The organism is Pseudomonas sp. 2957 (genome assembly GCF_031456345.1).
In the GTDB taxonomy this organism is placed as follows: Bacteria; Pseudomonadota; Gammaproteobacteria; order Pseudomonadales; family Pseudomonadaceae; genus Aquipseudomonas; species Aquipseudomonas siliginis.
Genome location: NZ_JAVDUL010000001.1, coordinates 323,987 through 342,236, shown reverse-complemented (window position 1 = coordinate 342,236; position 18,250 = coordinate 323,987). Strand labels below are relative to the sequence as shown.

Annotated in this window: 14 protein-coding genes and 1 pseudogene; 9 read left to right on the top strand and 6 right to left on the bottom strand. The window is 60.2% G+C overall.

The window, feature by feature from the left end:
• Positions 1-364: 364 nt before the first annotated feature.
• From ccoM to J2Y39_RS01555, 3 genes are all read right to left on the bottom strand, one after another.
• Positions 365-478: a cytochrome c oxidase subunit CcoM gene (ccoM, locus tag J2Y39_RS01565; RefSeq protein WP_016771346.1), complete on the bottom strand. Its 114-nt coding sequence runs from the start codon at positions 476-478 to the stop codon at positions 365-367.
• An 84-nt stretch (positions 479-562) separates the two neighbouring features.
• Positions 563-793: a hypothetical protein gene (locus J2Y39_RS01560; RefSeq protein WP_310215818.1), complete on the bottom strand. Its 231-nt coding sequence runs from the start codon at positions 791-793 to the stop codon at positions 563-565.
• A 94-nt stretch (positions 794-887) separates the two neighbouring features.
• Complete coding sequence (locus tag J2Y39_RS01555) at positions 888-1,229, bottom strand: hypothetical protein (RefSeq protein WP_024011931.1); 342 nt, start codon at positions 1,227-1,229, stop codon at positions 888-890.
• A 252-nt stretch (positions 1,230-1,481) separates the two neighbouring features.
• On the opposite strand from J2Y39_RS01555, the gene rapA reads away from it, so the two are divergent.
• Positions 1,482-4,328 (top strand): RNA polymerase-associated protein RapA, encoded by a 2,847-nt coding sequence (rapA, locus tag J2Y39_RS01550; protein ID WP_041478023.1) that lies wholly within the window; start codon positions 1,482-1,484, stop codon positions 4,326-4,328.
• 110 nt (positions 4,329-4,438) lie between these two features.
• Here the strand turns inward: rapA and J2Y39_RS01545 are convergent, their stop codons facing one another.
• Positions 4,439-5,788 (bottom strand): MFS transporter, encoded by a 1,350-nt coding sequence (locus J2Y39_RS01545; protein ID WP_056783397.1) that lies wholly within the window; start codon positions 5,786-5,788, stop codon positions 4,439-4,441.
• A 301-nt stretch (positions 5,789-6,089) separates the two neighbouring features.
• Here J2Y39_RS01545 and J2Y39_RS01540 point away from each other — a divergent pair, with 301 nt between their 5' ends.
• Together J2Y39_RS01540 and J2Y39_RS01535 are read left to right on the top strand one after the other, a co-directional pair.
• Complete coding sequence (locus J2Y39_RS01540) at positions 6,090-6,458, top strand: YkgJ family cysteine cluster protein (RefSeq protein WP_024011928.1); 369 nt, start codon at positions 6,090-6,092, stop codon at positions 6,456-6,458.
• Positions 6,459-6,608: 150 nt separating this feature from the next.
• A pseudogene (locus J2Y39_RS01535) lies at positions 6,609-8,890 on the top strand (putative bifunctional diguanylate cyclase/phosphodiesterase).
• Here J2Y39_RS01535 and J2Y39_RS01530 read toward each other — a convergent pair.
• Positions 8,781-9,677, bottom strand: coding sequence for an NAD(P)-dependent oxidoreductase (locus tag J2Y39_RS01530; RefSeq protein ID WP_310214647.1), 897 nt, complete (start codon positions 9,675-9,677; stop codon positions 8,781-8,783). The pseudogene J2Y39_RS01535 and the gene J2Y39_RS01530 overlap by 110 nt on opposite strands.
• Before the next feature lie 196 nt (positions 9,678-9,873).
• On the opposite strand from J2Y39_RS01530, the gene J2Y39_RS01525 reads away from it, so the two are divergent.
• Positions 9,874-12,072, top strand: coding sequence for a hypothetical protein (locus J2Y39_RS01525; protein ID WP_310214644.1), 2,199 nt, complete (start codon positions 9,874-9,876; stop codon positions 12,070-12,072).
• 284 nt (positions 12,073-12,356) lie between these two features.
• On the opposite strand, the gene J2Y39_RS01520 is transcribed toward J2Y39_RS01525, so the two are convergent.
• Complete coding sequence (locus J2Y39_RS01520) at positions 12,357-12,662, bottom strand: DUF2288 domain-containing protein (protein ID WP_016771353.1); 306 nt, start codon at positions 12,660-12,662, stop codon at positions 12,357-12,359.
• 351 nt (positions 12,663-13,013) lie between these two features.
• On the opposite strand from J2Y39_RS01520, the gene J2Y39_RS01515 reads away from it, so the two are divergent.
• The 5 genes from J2Y39_RS01515 to J2Y39_RS01495 all read left to right on the top strand — a co-directional run bounded on the left by J2Y39_RS01515 (position 13,014) and on the right by J2Y39_RS01495 (position 18,013).
• Positions 13,014-14,141, top strand: a complete 1,128-nt coding sequence (locus J2Y39_RS01515; RefSeq protein ID WP_016771354.1) for a branched-chain amino acid ABC transporter substrate-binding protein — start codon at positions 13,014-13,016, stop codon at positions 14,139-14,141.
• Between the two features lie 229 nt (positions 14,142-14,370).
• Positions 14,371-15,294 carry a high-affinity branched-chain amino acid ABC transporter permease LivH gene (livH, locus tag J2Y39_RS01510; protein ID WP_016771355.1) on the top strand — a complete coding sequence of 308 codons (924 nt, stop codon included), beginning with the start codon at positions 14,371-14,373 and terminating at the stop codon, positions 15,292-15,294.
• Positions 15,291-16,547: a high-affinity branched-chain amino acid ABC transporter permease LivM gene (locus J2Y39_RS01505; RefSeq protein ID WP_016771356.1), complete on the top strand. Its 1,257-nt coding sequence runs from the start codon at positions 15,291-15,293 to the stop codon at positions 16,545-16,547. Before livH ends, J2Y39_RS01505 begins: the two co-directional genes overlap by 4 nt.
• Positions 16,544-17,311 (top strand): high-affinity branched-chain amino acid ABC transporter ATP-binding protein LivG, encoded by a 768-nt coding sequence (gene livG / locus J2Y39_RS01500; protein ID WP_310214638.1) that lies wholly within the window; start codon positions 16,544-16,546, stop codon positions 17,309-17,311. The genes J2Y39_RS01505 and livG overlap by 4 nt, the downstream gene beginning before the upstream one ends.
• On the top strand, positions 17,312-18,013 hold the full coding sequence (locus tag J2Y39_RS01495; RefSeq protein WP_003222380.1) for an ABC transporter ATP-binding protein: 702 nt from the start codon (positions 17,312-17,314) through the stop codon (positions 18,011-18,013).
• Positions 18,014-18,250 lie beyond the last annotated feature (237 nt).

Here is an 18,250-nt window from a genome sequence, read left to right as displayed (position 1 = left end):
TTGATCCGGGCGTGGGAGCGCAGCGACCGTCTGGCGCAGCCAGACACAGCGGAAGGAGGTGCAGCGAAGCAAACCGGAGCCGCTGCGCCCGGATCAGTCCCGGAGCGAAGGGAGCCGAGCCTGCGAGGGCCGAACGCAGGAGCTAGCGTTTTTTGCTTACTTTTTTAGGCGCTTGTAAAAAAGTAAGTCGCCGTCAGGCGAAACCGCCAGCAGCCGCTACCGAAGCAACGGATATTCACCCAAACCCCCAACAGCCTGGTCGGCCCAAAGGCCGCCAAGGCCGCCAAGGCCGCCAAGGCACAAAAAAAAAGGGGCAACCGAAGTCGCCCCAAAATGCCTTGCGTGCCCATCAATCCAGAAGAACTCACTTGCGCCGCTTATGCGCATCCTTCCAGATAAAAAATCCAAACCCTGCAAAAAACAGCACCATGAGCCCCACCGTGAGAACCCCGGCAAACACCACGTTATCGAAAAACATGACTGACCTCCCGGCCCTGCTTTGCTTTGCTTTGCTGCGATGGACTCAAATTAACAAACACACAGGCGCACATATTGATCAGGATCAATATCCGCAACGAAGGGAAATAAAGGAGGGGAAATAACTGATCTGCATCAACCAATGCAGCGGGAGATCAACGCTTTTTCGGTTTGTTCTTCGACTTTTTCTTGGCTTTCCCAACGGCATCGCCTGCTCGAAAGCCTGGCGCACTTCGTTCAGGCGCTTTTCGTTGAGGTCATGCACTCGCTTGGCGCGTTCAGTGCTGAGGTCGATCAGTTTGTCGTCTTGGCTCATGGCGTCCGGCACATCGCAGAAGAGATCACAGCTGCCGTCACCGACAGGATTGCGCCAATCATGCCGCCTGGCGCAGGCGCTGACCAGTCACTGTTCAAATCTCGATATCGACCCACAAGCCCTGACGCGGCTGATCGTCTATCAGCGGCACCACCGGCACGGTGTTATCGGCATTGAGCTCAGTGCCCGGCACGGCCAGATGCTCTTCCGGATCCTCATCGGCCTCGCGACGTCGGCGGTCACGTTCCTGTTGGCGGCGCTGTTCTTCTCGCGCCAGCAGACGATCCTCTTCCGGATCACGCTTCTGCAGATCGATCGTGCTTTCGTTGGAGCTTTCCTGCACCGGCACCACCGGCGGGATGTCCGGCCGCTGTCGGATCGGATCCTGCTGGGAAGTGATCGGCACGGCGCTCAAGGGGAGCATCGGTGGCAACATATAAAGGTCTCCTGTCTGCAGGCTATCGGCTGGGGTGCAGGCGCCTTGAGCCGCCTGTCGTAATTGTGTGATGCACCTCGCACCCGAAGGAGCTGCCGCAGGCTGCGATCTTTCATGGGACAACGCAAAACCCAAGTGTTCCCACAGATCAAAAGATCGCAGCCTTCGGCAGCTCCTACGCCAGTAATCTTTGGCCCTGAAGCCCTCATTCCGTTAAGATAGCCCGCTTTTTCAAGGTGGGAGTCAGGCAGCATGGCGCAGCAGTATCAACCGGGGCAACGCTGGATCAGTGACAGCGAAGCAGAGCTTGGTTTAGGCACCGTTCTGGCACAGGACGGCCGCTTGCTGACCGTGCTTTACCCGGCCACTGGCGAAACCCGCCAGTACGCGCTACGGAATGCGCCCCTGACCCGCGTGCGGTTCTCGCCGGGCGACTCCATCACCCATTTCGAAGGCTGGAAGATGACCGTGCAGCAGGTCGACGACGTCGACGGGCTGATGGTCTATCACGGCCTCAACGGGCAGAACGAAGTCGTCACCCTGCCGGAAACCCAGCTGTCGAACTTCATTCAGTTCCGTCTGGCCAGCGACCGCCTGTTCGCCGGACAGATCGACCCGCTGCCGTGGTTCTCCCTGCGCTACAACACCCTTGAACACACCAGCCGCCAGTTGCAGTCCTCGCTGTGGGGCCTGGGTGGCGTGCGTGCGCAACCGATCGCGCACCAGCTGCACATCGCCCGCGAAGTCGCCGACCGTATCGCCCCGCGCGTATTGCTGGCGGACGAAGTAGGTCTGGGTAAAACCATCGAGGCCGGTCTGGTGATCCATCGCCAACTGCTCTCGGGCCGCGCCAATCGCGTGCTGATTCTGGTCCCGGAAAACCTCCAGCATCAGTGGCTGGTGGAGATGCGCCGCCGTTTCAATCTGCAGGTCGCGCTGTTCGACGAAGAACGCTTTATCGAAAGCGATGCCACCAACCCGTTCGAAGACACGCAACTGGCGCTGGTCGCGCTGGAGTGGCTGGTCGACGACGAGAAGGCGCAGGACGCCTTGTTCGCTGCCGGTTGGGACCTGATGGTGGTGGACGAAGCGCATCACCTGGTCTGGCATGAAGACAAGGCCAGCGCGGAATATTCGCTGGTCGAGCAACTGGCCGAAGTGATTCCCGGCGTGCTGCTGCTCACCGCCACCCCGGAACAACTCGGTCAGGACAGCCACTTCGCCCGTCTGCGCCTGCTCGACCCGAATCGTTTCCACGACCTGGCCGCGTTCCGCGCCGAGAGCGACAACTATCGCCCGGTCGCCGAAGCCGTGCAGGAACTGCTCGACAAGGGCCGTCTCTCGGCCGAAGCGCACAAGACCATTCACGGTTTCCTCGGCAACGAAGGTGAAGCCCTGCTCACCGCCGTCAACGATGGCGACACTGAAGCCAGCGCCCGCCTCGTCCGTGAGCTGCTCGATCGCCACGGCACCGGTCGCGTGCTGTTCCGTAATACCCGCGCGGCCGTGCAGGGTTTCCCGGAGCGCAAACTGCATCCGTACCCGTTGCCGTGCCCGGACGAATACCTCGAACTGCCGCTGGGCGAACATGCCGAGCTGTACCCGGAAGTCAGCTTCCAGGCCCAGCCGGAAGCCAGTGAAGAAGAGCGCTGGTGGAAATTCGATCCGCGCGTCGAGTGGCTGATCGATCAGCTGAAAATGCTCAAGCGCACCAAGGTGCTGGTGATCTGCGCCCACGCCGAAACCGCGATGGACCTGGAAGACGCGTTGCGCGTGCGTTCCGGCATCCCGGCCACGGTGTTCCACGAAGGCATGAACATCCTTGAGCGTGACCGCGCCGCCGCCTACTTCGCTGATGAAGAGTTCGGCGCGCAAGTGCTGATCTGCTCGGAAATCGGCAGTGAAGGTCGCAACTTCCAGTTCGCTCACCATCTGGTGCTGTTCGATCTGCCGTCGCACCCGGACCTGCTCGAGCAGCGCATCGGCCGTCTCGACCGGATCGGCCAGAAGCACATCATCGAACTGCACGTGCCGTACCTGGAAACCAGCCCGCAAGAGCGCCTGTTCCAGTGGTACCACGAAGCGCTCAACGCCTTCCTCAACACCTGCCCGACCGGCAACGCCTTGCAGCATCAGTTCGGCCCACGCCTGCTGCCGCTGCTCGAAGAAGCCGATGACGGCGAGTGGCAAGCGCTGATCGACGAAGCACGCGCCGAGCGTGAGCGTCTCGAAGCCGAGCTGCACACCGGCCGCGACCGTCTGCTGGAACTGAACTCCGGCGGCGCTGGCGAAGGTGAAGCGCTGGTCGAGGCGATTCTCGAGCAGGACGATCAGTTCGCCCTGCCGATCTACATGGAAACCCTGTTCGACGCGTTCGGCATCGACAGCGAAGACCATTCGGAAAACGCCCTGATCCTCAAGCCGAGCGAGAAGATGCTCGACGCCAGTTTCCCGCTGGGCGACGACGAAGGCGTGACCATCACTTACGACCGCAACCAGGCGCTGTCGCGCGAAGACATGCAGTTCATCACCTGGGAACACCCGATGGTGCAGGGCGGCATGGATCTGGTGCTGTCCGGTTCGATGGGCAACACCGCCGTCGCGCTGATCAAGAACAAGGCGCTGAAACCAGGCACCGTGTTGCTGGAATTGCTCTACGTCAGCGAAGTGGTCGCACCGCGCTCGCTGCAACTGGGTCGCTACCTGCCACCGGCGGCGCTGCGTTGCCTGCTCGATGCCAATGGCAACGACTTGTCGCCCCGGGTGTCGTTCGAAACCCTCAACGATCAGCTGGAAAGCGTGCCCCGCGCCAGCGCCAACAAATTCATCCAGGCTCAACGCGATCAGTTGACGCCACGGATCAATGCCGGCGAAGAAAAGATCGCCCCGCGTCACGCCGAACGTGTGGCCGAAGCGCGCCGCCGTCTGGCCGCCGACACCGACGAAGAACTGGCGCGCCTGACCGCGTTGCAGGCGGTCAATCCGACCGTGCGCGACAGCGAACTGGAGGCGTTGCGCACTCAGCGTGAGCAAGGTCTGGCGATGCTCGACAAAGCGGCGCTGCGCCTGGAAGCGATTCGGGTGTTGGTGGCGGGTTAACCGCCCCGCTTCACCGCTGAAAACCAAGAGGCCCGCAGTGATGCGGGCCGATCATTCCCACGCTCTGCGTGGGAACGATCATGTGGGAGCGAGCCTGCTCGCGAAAACGGTCAGGCAGTCGCCGCAGAAATTTCAGGCTCAACCACAGCCACCAACCCCTCCTTCATCCGCTGTGCATCGCGAACAAAACACCGCGATGCCAGAAACAGAAAGACCATGGTCAGGAACAGCGCTACCGGGATCAGGTACATCGCGTCGTGCAGGCCGACAGCCTTGAACGCTTCGGTCATCTGCTCAGCCCCTGCCGCCAGCATCGCCGTGTGCGCGAAGTGATCCGACAGACCACCCACGACCACCGGCCCCAACCCGCCGCCGAGCAGATACAGACCGGCGAAGAACAACGCCATCGCCGTGGCCCGCAGGCGCGGTTCGACGACGTCCTGAATCGCCGTGTACACGCAGGTATAGAAGTTGTAAGCGAACAGCCAGCCAACGCTGAACACCGCGACGAACACGCCGATCTCAATGCGCCCAGCATGCAGCGCCCAGGCTGTGCACAACGTCGAAATGATCAGACTGAACGCGGCGAACAACAGCCGCCCACTGGCGAAACGCTGATGGATCTTGTCGGCGATCCAGCCGCCAAGGGTCAGCCCGACCAATCCCGTCACGCCAACGATGAGACCAGTTGCCACCGCCGCCTCCTGCAACGGCATGAGGAAATAGCGTTGCAGCATCGGCACCAGAAACGAGTTGCAGGCATAGGTCGCGAAGTTGAAGCACAGCCCGGCCATCACCAGCCACAGGAAGGTCGGCACAGCGAGAACGCGGCGGATAGGCCTGTCGACTTTCTCTTGCGAGACCTGCACGGTTTCAGCCGCGCCGCGTTTCGGCTCTTTGATGAAGAACATGAACACCGCGAGGATCAGCCCCGGCACGGCGGCGATGAAGAACGGCGCGCGCCAGCTGTCGAAGGCCTTGACCATCGCGCCGATGGTGAAGAACGCCAGCAGCAGCCCCAGCGGCAGGCCCAGCATGAAAATACCCATCGCCCGCGCCCGACGGTGCGCCGGAAACAGATCGCCGATCAGCGAGTTGGCCGCTGGTGCGTAACTGGCTTCGCCGATGCCGATGCCCATGCGCACGATCAAAAAGCTCCAGAAACTGCCGACCATACCGTTGACCGCAGTCAGCGCACTCCAGGTGGCCAGGCCCCAGCCCATCAGTTTGCTGCGTGAACCGGTGTCGGCCATGCGCCCGAGTGGCAGGCCGGCAATCGCGTAAACGATGGTGAACGCAGTGCCGATGATGCCCAGCTGAAAGTCGCTGAGGTGCCATTCCATGCGGATCGGTTCGATGATGATCGCCGGGATGGTGCGATCGAAGAAATTGAACAGGTTGGCGAGGAACAGCAGGAACAGAATGCGCCAGGCATTCGCCGCTTGGGTCGAGTTCTGCATGGGTCCGTCTCTTTATTGTTATGAGGGCTTCACTGCCAGCGCGTCGAGCCCGGAACCTGCAATCTAGTCAGCCGCGCGGGGGCTGTCTGTCATCATTCGTCAGCCTGATATCGACCCATCGCACTGTAACGAAACGTAAGCCCTTGATAACTCTGGAATCCCCCGCCATACGGGGCTTTCGCGGCAAAATCCGGCGACAAAAAAATAGTTTCGCGCCCCCCTTCCCAACGCCATGGCAAAGTCTAGAATGGCCGCCGGATCCGTCCGGATCTTCCGATCAATCCCTTTGATACCCCCGCTCATGTCCGAAGCCAGTCCGTGTCTGAATTGCGGTGCCTGCTGTTCCCATTTTCGCGTGTCTTTTTTCTGGGGTGAGTGCTCATCCTCTGGCGGGACGGTGCCCGATGAACTGGTCGCGCAGATCACCCCGAGCCGGGTGGCAATGATCGGCACCGATCGCAAACCGGCGCGTTGCATGTCCCTGGCGGGTGAGGTCGGCAGTGCCGTGGCCTGCACGATCTATGACAAGCGCTCGAGTACGTGTCGTGAGTTCGAGGCGTCGTGGGAGAACGGCGAGCACAACCCGGACTGCGACAAGGCCCGCGCCGCCCACGGCCTGCCGCCCTTGCCGCCACACTGGAATGATCTGCCGCTGGAGCGCATTGCCTGAGCCTTAGCGCAAATCGCTATGAGGCTAATGGCAAAATCATTACCACCAATGTGCCACTACGCCTTGCAGCGTGAAAACCGCCTCTATACTCCGTCCATTCGCCTGCGTTGATTGACGCACGGGCCAGATGAATCCGAGACGGGGCATGCTATGGAGTGGCTTGGTTTGCAGTTTGTTGCCGAGCTGCCGGCGAGCGGGCAGATTCTCCTCGATTGCAGCCACAACCCTTTGTTGGTGATGGTGGCCTACCTGGTCGCCTGCGCGGCGAGTTTCGCCACCCTGGACATGGCAGAGCGCCTGGTGCATGCCGAAGATCCGGGCTCGCGGCGCATCTGGCGCTGGATTGGCGCGACCTGCCTGGCCGGCGGCATCTGGGCCATGCACTTCATCGGCATGCTGGCCTTCCAGACCCCCATCGATATTCAGTACGACCTCGGCATCACCCTCTTGTCGTTACTGATCGCCCTGCTCGCCTCGTGGCTGGCGATGCACACCCTCAGTGAGGTGCAGCCGAGCGCGCTGCATTGCCTGAAGACGCGTGTGTCATCGGCTTGGGCATCGCTGGCATGCATTACGTCGGCATGGCCGCGATGAAGTCGAGCGCCACCGCCTACTATCAGCCAGGGCTGTTCGCGCTGTCGGTGCTGATTGCCATCGGCGCCAGCTTCACCGCGCTGTGGGTGGCGCGCTATCTCAGCGAAGGCAGCGGCGTCGCGCATCAATTGCTCAAGTACAGCGCGGCGCTGATTCTCGGCGCCGGCATCATCAGCATGCACTTCACCGGCATGGCTGCGCTGGATCTGGTGCTTCCCGAAGGTGCCCTGGCAGCGAGCGGCAGTGAAACCGGGCATTTGCAACTTGGCCTGACCGTGGCGCTGATCATCCTGTTGATCCTCGGCAGTGCGATCAGCGCCGCCCTCGCCGACAAGAAGCTGCAGAACAAGGAAAACGACCTGCGCCGGGTCAACGCCTTGCTCAGCCAACTCGATCAGGCGCGCATGTCCCTGCAGCAAGCGGCCAATTACGACGCACTGACCAATCTGATCAACCGCCGTGGTTTCAACCAGATGTTCGCCGAAAAACTCAGCCAGAAAACCAGCGAGGGCGGCATGCTCGCGGTGATGTTTCTCGACATCGACCACTTCAAGCGCATCAACGACAGCCTCGGCCATGATGCCGGTGACGCGCTGCTCAAAGTCATCGCCCAACACATCAAGAGCTCAGTGCGCAGCCATGAAGACGTGGTCGCGCGTTTTGGCGGCGACGAGTTCTGCATCCTCATCAGCCTGCGTGACCGCGAAGAGGCGCGCGGTATGGCGCAGCGCATCATGCACAAGATGAAAGAGCCGATCGAACTGGCCGGCCGGCGCATGGTGATGACCACCAGCATCGGCATCAGCCTGTTTCCCGAAGACGGCACTACCTGCGAAGAGCTGCTCAAACACGCCGACCTGGCCTTGTACCAATCCAAAGGCGCCGGGCGCAACGGTCTGCACTTCTTCAATTCCAGCCTGAAGACCCGCGCCAGTTTCGAGCTGCAACTGGAAGAAGAACTGCGCAGTGCGCTACGGCAAGACAACGCGCTGATGCTCTACTACCAGCCGATCTTCGAAGTGAAAACCGGACGCGTGACCAAGCTCGAGGCGCTGATTCGCTGGCAGCATCCGGTTCACGGTTTGCTCACACCGGATCGCTTCATAGGTATCGCCGAGAACAACGGTTTGATCGCCGAACTGGACAATTGGGTGCTGCGCCGCGCCTGCAAGGATCTTGGCGAGCTGTCGCGGCATGGTTGTGCCGAATTGAAAATCGCCTGGAACTGCTCGCCGCTGAATCTGGCGCGCGAAGAGCTGGCCGAGGAGATCGAGCACGCCTTGCACACAGCAGGCGTTGCTCCGGAACGCCTGGAACTGGAGGTCACCGAAAACGCGTTGATGGGCAATATCGCCGACACTCTGGTGCTGCTGCGGCAGATCCGCGCCCTCGGTGTATCGCTGTCGATCGATGATTTCGGCACCGGCTATTCGTCGCTGGCCTACCTCAAGCGCCTGCCGCTGAACACCCTGAAGATCGACCGCTCGTTCATCCTCGACATCCCCACCGCCACGGCGGACATGGAGATCGTCCAGGCGATCATCGTCATGGCCCACACCCTGCATCTGCAGGTGGTTACCGAGGGCGTCGAGAGCCTGGAGCAATATGAGTTTCTCGAGCGTTCGGGCTGCGACTTCATTCAGGGTTATCTGCTCAGCCGCCCGGTGCCGCTGGACGAATTGCGCGCGGTGCTCGATGAAATCAACCAGCGCAAACCCGTCCTGGGGGTCAATCCGTTGAGTCTGGCGCGCGATACATTTGCACCAGCGTCGCTGGATCCTTCGCTAAAAAGCCTTGCGCCCCATGCAGGCGCATCAATTGTGCGGCCAATCCGCTGATTGGCGTAGCCGAGCCCTGCTCACGGGAAAATTTCACTGCTGTGTCGAGATCCTTGAGCAGCGTGCGCACGTGCCACTTGACCGGTTCGAAACGGCTTTCGGCCATTTGCGGGGCAAGGATCTGCAACGGCTTCGAATCAGCAAAGCCACCGGCCAGCGCCTCGGCGATCAGACTGGCATCGACCCCCGCCTGCTCGGCCAACGCCACCACTTCGGCAATCACCAGCGCATTGCACGCGACGATCATCTGGTTGCAGGCCTTGGTCACCTGGCCGGCGCCAACGCCGCCCATGTGCGTGACGCGCTGACCGAGGCTGAGCAGCACCGGGCGTACGCGCTCAAGATCTGCCGCTGCACCACCGACCATGATTGCCAGACTGCCGGCCTCGGCGCCGACCACGCCGCCGGACACTGGTGAATCGAGCCAGCCCATGGCGGTTTTCTCGGCCAGCGCTGCGGCCATCTCGCGAGTCGCGGTCGGTTCAAGACTGGAGAAATCCACCAATAGCTGGCCGTTTTTTGCCCCTTCGGCGATACCGCCAGTGCCAAACACCACTTCACGCACCACGGCGGTATCGGCCAGACACAGCATGACGATGTCGGCGTGCGCGCACAGTTCGGCGGGGCTCGATACCTGGCGGGCGCCGGCCGCAACCAGCGGTGCGCACTTGTCCGGGTTGCGGTTCCACACCGTCAACGGGTAACCCGCCGCCAGCAGACGCCGGCACATGGGCAGGCCCATCAGGCCGATTCCGGCAAACCCCAACGAAGGTAGCGTTGACATCATTTCGCCTCTTTTCGATTAAAGATCACCGAATCATGGCCGATTCATCAACGATCAGGAAAGGATTCCGCCCGGCGATCAGACCAGCCAGCACTACGACGCCCGGGCCGTATTCGCGCACACAAGACGCGAGATCTTATTCCGTGAGGTTCGCCGGCACTGTTCGGCGGGCCAACCCAGTCCAGGTAAATGGCGCACCATGACCTCTAAAAACAACCCCGCCAGTGCAACAGCCGATCTGACCCTGAGCCCCGCCGCGAACAGCGCGTCATCATCCAGGCCGACGCCGCCTTCGCGTCCGCTGTCGACCCAGCAATACCTGTACTTCACCGAAACCAACACTGACCGCATCCTCGATAACCTCGACGGCCTGCGCGATTCGGTATTCCCGCGCCCGGCGCATCAGGAAGGCGACAACGAGCAGCACAACGACCAGGAATTTCCCTCGGTGTGCCTGATCGGCCTCGGTCGCTGCGGCTCCAACATCGCCCTCGACGTGGCGGAGCTGGTGTACAACGCGCGCAAGTTCTACCTCAACGAATTCAACAACGAAGACCGCCCGAGCGACCGACGCCTGGCCGACAAGGGCTACAGCCCAGCGCAGTGGATCAAGAACAACCTGCGCATCGGCACCAGCAAATCGACCAAACCGGTGTTTCTGGTCGAACCGCTGGTGATGCTTGGCGACCTCGACAAGGACATCGCCGGGCGCATCCGTTTCTCGCGCAAGGGCGAGAAAAGCGGCTTTCTGCGCGACTACAGCAAAATGAAGATCATGGACTTGTCCGAAGTCCACGCCGGTGGCGCCGGTAACGCGCCGATCCTCGGCCAGTACCTGGCGAAGATCATCCTCAACAAGGACACTCAGCGCTTCTCCAGCCCTGACTGGAAAATGATCCACTCGTACCTGATCGACAGCTGCGGGATCAAGGCCAACCAGTCGCGACTGTATTTCTCGATCTTCAGTGCCGGCGGCGGTACCGGTTCGGGCATGGCCTCGGAGTTCGGTCTGGCGCAGCAGCACTCGTACATGAACAAGACCTTCGACACCAAGCCGATGGACGAGCATGACGGCAAGAGCGGCCATTCGTTTGTCTTTGAGCCGATCTTCACCAGCGGCATCTGCGTGCTGCCGAACATTTCCGACCACCGCAGCGAAATGTCCGAAGCGCTGCACATCAACGCCGGGCGCCTGCTGTGCAAATACCTGTCGGAGGAATGGGATTTCTCCTACAACTTCGCCAACGAAGACAGCAGCGAAGCCAGCGTGATGGGGCGTATCCGCCCGTGGAACGCGATGATGCTGATCTCCAACGACATCATGCGTTACGCCGAAGAAAGCGATGACGGCAATATCCAGAACATTGATGTCAATGCCATGGAGAAGCATGCCAACCAGTACATCTCGCAGCAGATCTTCAATATTCTGACGGCGCAGGCAGTCACCACCGACTACGACCAGAACTACTTCCGCCGCGCCGGCATCGACATCGGCGAAACCATCCGCCTGGATGCCAACGACCTGTTCATGAGTCTGGCCGGCCCTGTGGCGATTGCCTACGCCGAATCGGTAGTCCCGGAAACTCCGCCGCCGAGCAGCGACAAGTTCAAGGTCTTCGATAAAGAGCCGCAGCGCCTGAACATCGACGACCTGTTCTTCCGTTCGATCGACCTGCCGCACTTCAACAAGGTCACTCAGGCCATCGAAGGCATCAGCCTGCTGCCGATCGAATCCAAGCGTTATCGCGCTTCGCTTGAGCAGTACAAGAATTCCGGCTACGACGCCGCCGCGCTGCACGATTTGCACTTCTTCAAGAATTGCTCGTCGGTGGTCTCGATCGTCTCGCTGCCGAAAGACTACAAACTGTCGTACATGGATCTGAACCGGTTGAAGACCCACCTCAACAGCCTGTTCCCCAACACCACGCTCAAGCGCTATGCGCTGGTGATCGGCGCTTCGGCCAACCTGTCGCTGACCACCCTGATCGCCAAGAGCCCGTGCCTGTCGGACGACTTCCTCACACTGATCGTGGCATTCATCAAGCGCTGCTTTGCGAAGAATCCGTACCGTTTCGACGAGACGCTGGATAACTCGATTCTCGACTTCATCATTCAGGAAGACTTCGACGAGGAGCGGATCGACGACCTGCTCAACGAATTCGAGAACCCGGCGAAGATCCTCGATACCAACTGGTACGCGATCATACCGATGTACGAGAAGAAATACCGTGAGTTGATCAACGACAAGGACAAGTTCGTCTCGATCAATGACATTCGCCTGTCACGCGATTGCGTGAAGAAGTCGATCAAGTACCTGCGCGAGATCTACCGCCACCGGATTGGCAAGACCAAGGTCATTTCGCTGAATAACCATACCGGCAAGACTTACTCGGTCTGATCCAGCACCGAGTCGCCCTATTCGCGAGCAGGCTCGCTCCCACAGGAAAGTGCATTCCAGTATGGGAGCGAGCCTGCTCGCGAAGGCGCCCTCGACTTCACCGACAAACTCCAACGCTGCGAACATTCAGAAACAATTAAGCGACCCTCAGGCCGCTCCATGAACTGTTCCCGTTACGTTTACGTCACCGTGAGGCGTGGCATTTCTCCACGGCAAGGTGCTATCACGCTACTCCGCTACACACTTGCGGTGCGGCAATCGAGGCACCAAAAGGGTGCAGGCAATTAAACGGCCGCCCTTTCCTGGATCAGAATCCACGGCGAAACCACCACGGCCCACAGCTGCGGATCACGTTCGAAAATATCCAGCGCCCGCGTTTCAGACAGCTTGGCGACCTTGTCGTCGGCCAGCCAGGCCGCGACTTTCTCGCCTTCATCCGAGGCCACGGCCTCGGCGGCGGCGATCAAATCGAGGTCAGGGTCGACCCACAATAGGGCACCCTTGGCGAAGAACGGCTCCAGCTCTTTCCAGGTAATAGATGCCGTTTCACCAAGCAGCTTGGCATAGAGGGTGCTAGGTTCTTGATTCATGGGAGCTGTCCGGAAAAGAAATCGACGCGAATGATAACGTCGGTGGTCCGTCAGAAAAACCCGGTTGCAAATCGCTGCACCGAACGAAAAGAGCAGGAACGCCAGGGAATGCTGCCTTTTGGGATATATGCCCCCGATTGCCCCGCCGCAATTCTGTCTCTTTCATTCAAAAATGCGACACCCCCAAGTTTTGCCCCGTGGCGCCCGCTTCCCAGTTGATCAAGCGGCGCTCTACACTGTACCGGTACAGTTGCCGGGGCATTTTCCGGAGGGTATCGCAAAGATATCTGACCCGGTTCTGCTGCTACGGCGCCAGAACTCTAAAAAATACAACAGTAAGAGTGGAGCACTATGACTAAGGCTACTAAGCAGATTTCCAAACTGTTTGCCGCTATGGTTCTGGCCGGGGTTGCCAGCCATTCGTTCGCAGCTGACACCATCAAAATCGGTATCGCCGGTCCTAAAACCGGTCCAGTAGCCCAGTACGGCGACATGCAGTTCAGTGGCGCGAAGATGGCCATCGAGCAGATCAACGCCAAGGGCGGCGTCGACGGCAAGAAACTCGAAGCCGTTGAATACGACGATGCCTGCGATCCGAAACAAGCGGTAGCGGTAGCGAACAAGGTCGTCAACGACGGCGTCAAGTTCGTGGTCGGTCACCTGTGCTCCAGCTCCACTCAGCCCGCTTCGGACATCTACGAAGACGAAGGCGTGATCATGATCACCCCGGCTGCCACCAGCCCGGACATCACCGCCCGTGGCTACAAAATGATCTTCCGCACCATCGGTCTCGACAGCGCCCAAGGCCCTGCCGCCGGCAACTACATCGCCGATCACGTGAAACCGAAAGTGGTTGGCGTGCTGCACGACAAACAGCAGTACGGTGAAGGCATTGCCACCGCGGTGAAATCGACCCTCGAGAAGAAAGGCACCAAGGTTGCCGTCTTCGAAGGCGTCAACGCCGGCGACAAAGACTTCTCCGCCATCATCGCCAAGCTCAAGCAAGCCGGCGTCGACTTCGTCTACTACGGCGGCTACCACCCGGAGCTGGGTCTGATCCTGCGTCAGGCTCAGGAAAAAGGCCTGAAAGCCCGCTTCATGGGTCCGGAAGGCGTGGGTAACGACTCGATCACCCAGATCGCCAAGGACGCGTCCGAAGGCCTGCTGGTGACCCTGCCGAAATCCTTCGACCAGGATCCGGCCAACGTTGCCCTCGCTGACGCGTTCAAGGCCAAGAAGGAAGATCCGAGCGGTCCGTTCGTGTTCCCGTCCTACTCGGCAGTGACCGTGATTGCCGAAGGCATCAAGGCGGCCAAGTCCGAAGACGCTACCAAAGTGGCTGAAGCCATCCACGCCGGTTCGTTCAAGACCCCGACCGGCGACCTGAGCTTCGACGACAAGGGCGACCTGAAGGACTTCAAATTTGTCGTGTACGAGTGGCACAACGGCAAACCTAAAACCGAAGTTTCGCCTCAGTAAGGCCTTGCCCGACTGACTGCCAATAAAGCCCACGGCGTGCCGTGGGCTTTGTTTTGCGAATGTATGGGCCGCGCTGGCGTGATCCGCCAGTCGACCCACCTGAAAATCTCAAAACCGTCATCAGCGGTTCGCTGGCAAAACCCGGATTCGAAGTGGATAGAGATCCACGGGGCCGGGCGGGAAAATGACTCCACCAGTGAAATGCGTACAGGTTTTTAGGAGCGCTGTAATGCCTGACCTCTATCACTTCTTCCAACAGCTGGTTAACGGCCTCAACGTTGGCAGCATGTATGCCCTGATCGCCATCGGCTACACGATGGTCTACGGCATCATTGGAATGATCAACTTCGCCCACGGCGAGGTGTACATGATCGGTTCCTACGTGGCCTTCATCGCCATCGCCGGGCTGACCATGATGGGACTCGACAGTGTCCCGCTGTTGATGACCGCGGCGTTCATCGCCAGCATCGTCGTGACCAGTTCCTACGGTTACAGCATCGAACGGATCGCCTACCGCCCCCTGCGCGGCAGTAACCGTCTGATCCCGCTGATTTCTGCCATCGGTATGTCGATCTTCCTGCAGAACACTGTTCTGCTGGCGCAAGACTCCAAGGACAAAGCTATCCCCAACCTGATCCCGGGCAACTTCGCCTTCGGTCCGGGTGGCGCACAAGAAGTGCTGATTTCCTACATGCAGATCGTGGTGTTCGTGGTGACCCTGATCGCCATGCTCGGCCTGACCCTGTTCATCTCCCGTTCCCGTCTGGGCCGCGCCTGCCGCGCCTGTGCCGAGGACATCAAGATGGCCAACCTGCTCGGCATCAACACCAACAACATCATCGCCCTGACCTTCGTCATCGGTGCTGCGCTGGCGGCGGTCGCTGCCGTGCTGTTGAGCATGCAATACGGCGTGATCAACCCTAACGCCGGTTTCCTCGTCGGCCTCAAGGCCTTCACCGCTGCGGTACTGGGCGGCATCGGCAGCATCCCCGGGGCAATGCTCGGCGGCCTGGTGCTCGGTGTAGCGGAAGCGTTCGGTGCCGATATCTTCGGCGACCAGTACAAGGACGTCGTTGCGTTCGGCCTGCTGGTTCTGGTGCTGTTGTTCCGTCCGACCGGCATTCTGGGCCGTCCGGAGGTTGAGAAAGTATGACTAGGAATCTTAAACAGGCACTGTTCAGTGCCTTGCTGGTGTGGGCGGTGGCCTACCCGGTACTGGGTCTGAAACTGACCATCGTCGGCATCAATCTGGAAGTGCACAACACCAGCCCTGCGGTACTTGCGACCATCGCGATCTGCTCGGTGCTGATGTTCTTGCGCGTGCTGTTCAACCAGCAGATCAGCAAGGCCTGGCGCTCCTCGCCGGGCATGCCGCTGATCCCGGCCAAGGCCAGCAACTTCCTGACCCTGCCAACCACCCAGCGCTATTTCATCATTGCGCTGATTCTGATCGCCCTGGTCTGGCCGTTCTTCGGCTCCCGTGGCGCGGTGGATATCGCAACGCTGATCCTGATCTACGTGATGCTCGGCCTGGGCCTGAACATCGTCGTCGGTCTGGCCGGTCTGCTTGACCTGGGCTACGTCGGTTTCTACGCCGTCGGCGCCTACAGCTACGCGCTGCTGTCGCATTACTACGGCTTGAGCTTCTGGATCTGCCTGCCGATTGCCGGCCTGATGGCGGCGACGTTCGGCTTCCTGCTGGGCTTCCCGGTGTTGCGTCTGCGCGGCGACTATCTGGCGATCGTGACCTTGGGTTTCGGCGAGATCATCCGTCTGTTCCTGCGTAACCTGACCGACATCACCGGTGGCCCGAACGGCATCAGCAACATCGAAAAACCGACGTTCTTCGGCCTGACCTTCGAGCGCAAAGCCGCCGAAGGCCTGCAGACGTTCCACGAGTATTTCGGCCTGCAATACAACTCGATCAACAAGGTGATCTTCCTTTACCTGGTTGCGCTGTTGCTCGCACTGGCCGCGCTGTTCGTGATCAACCGTCTGCTGCGCATGCCGATCGGCCGTGCGTGGGAAGCACTGCGTGAAGACGAAATCGCCTGCCGCGCGTTGGGCCTGAACCCGACCGTGATCAAGCTCTCCGCGTTCACCCTGGGTGCTGCGTTCGCCGGTTTCGCCGGCAGCTTCTTTGCTGCACGTCAGGGGCTGGTAACGCCGGAGTCGTTCACCTTCATCGAGTCGGCGATCATCCTCGCCATCGTCGTATTGGGTGGCATGGGCTCGCAATTGGGTGTGATTCTGGCGGCGATCGTGATGATCCTGTTGCCGGAAATGATGCGTGAGTTCAGCGAGTACCGCATGTTGATGTTCGGTGCGCTGATGGTGCTGATGATGATCTGGCGTCCACAAGGTCTGCTGCCGATGCAACGCCCACACATGGAGTTGCGCAAATGAGCCGCGAGATCCTTAAAGTCGAAAATCTGAGCATGCGCTTCGGCGGCTTGCTCGCGGTCAACGGCGTGGCGCTGACCGTCAAGGAAAAGCAGGTGGTTGCCTTGATCGGCCCGAACGGCGCCGGCAAGACCACCGTGTTCAACTGCCTGACCGGCTTCTATCAGCCTACCGGCGGCAGCATCCTGCTCGACGGCGAGCCGATCCAGGGCCTGTCGGGCCACAAGATCGCCCTCAAAGGCGTGGTGCGGACCTTCCAGAACGTGCGCTTGTTCAAGGACATGACTGCGGTCGAGAACCTGTTGATCGCCCAGCACCGTCACTTGAACACCAACTTCCTGTCCGGCCTGTTCAAAACCCCGGCGTTCCGCAAAAGCGAGCGCGAGGCCATGGAATTTGCCGAGTACTGGCTGGAAAAGGTCAACCTCAAAGAGTTCGCCAACCGCACCGCCGGCACCCTCGCCTACGGCCAGCAACGGCGTCTGGAAATCGCTCGCTGCATGATGACCCGCCCGCGGATTCTCATGCTCGACGAACCGGCCGCCGGCCTGAACCCGAAGGAAACCGAAGACCTCAAGGCGCTGATCGGTGTGTTGCGCGAAGAGCACAACGTCACCGTGCTGCTGATCGAACACGACATGAAACTGGTCATGAGCATTTCCGACCACATCGTCGTGATCAACCAGGGCACGCCGCTGGCCGACGGCACGCCGGAACAGATCCGCGACAATCCTGAAGTGATCAAAGCCTACCTGGGGGAAGCGTAAATGCTGCAGTTCGAAAACGTTTCCACCTTCTACGGCAAGATCCAGGCCCTGCACAGCGTCAACGTCGAAGTCCGTCAGGGCGAGATCGTGACGCTGATCGGCGCCAACGGTGCCGGCAAATCCACGCTGCTCATGACGCTGTGCGGTTCGCCGCAGGCGCACAGCGGCAGCATCCGCTACATGGGTGAGGAACTGGTCGGCCAGGACTCGTCGCAGATCATGCGCAAGAGCATCGCCGTGGTCCCGGAAGGTCGTCGAGTGTTTGCCCGTCTGACCGTGGAAGAAAACCTGTCGATGGGCGGATTTTTCACCGACAAGGGCGACTATCAGGAACAGATGGACAAGGTCCTCGGACTTTTCCCACGCCTGAAAGAGCGTTTCAACCAGCGCGGCGGCACCATGTCCGGCGGCGAACAGCAGATGCTCGCCATCGGCCGTGCACTGATGAGCAAGCCCAAGCTGCTGCTGCTCGACGAGCCATCGCTGGGTCTGGCGCCGATCATCATCCAGCAGATCTTCGACATCATCGAACAGCTGCGCAAGGACGGTGTGACGGTGTTCCTGGTCGAGCAGAACGCCAACCAGGCGCTGAAAATCGCCGACCGCGCCTACGTTCTGGAGAACGGCCGCGTGGTCATGCAAGGCACCGGTGAAGCGCTGCTGACCGACCCGAAAGTGCGCGAGGCGTACCTCGGCGGTTGAGTGTTATCGCTGCACAGAAAAACGGCCTTCGGGCCGTTTTTTTATGCCCAAACGAAAAACACCGATCCTCTGTGGGAGCGAGCCTGCTGGCGAAAGCGATGTATCACGCACCAATAATGTTGAATGTCACACCGCCTTCGCGAGCAGGCTCGCTCCCACAGGGATACTGCTGAATCCGAAATTTTTTATAAATTTCTCGCCCCACCTGTAACGCATCCCCCCACCCGTTCTCTAGAG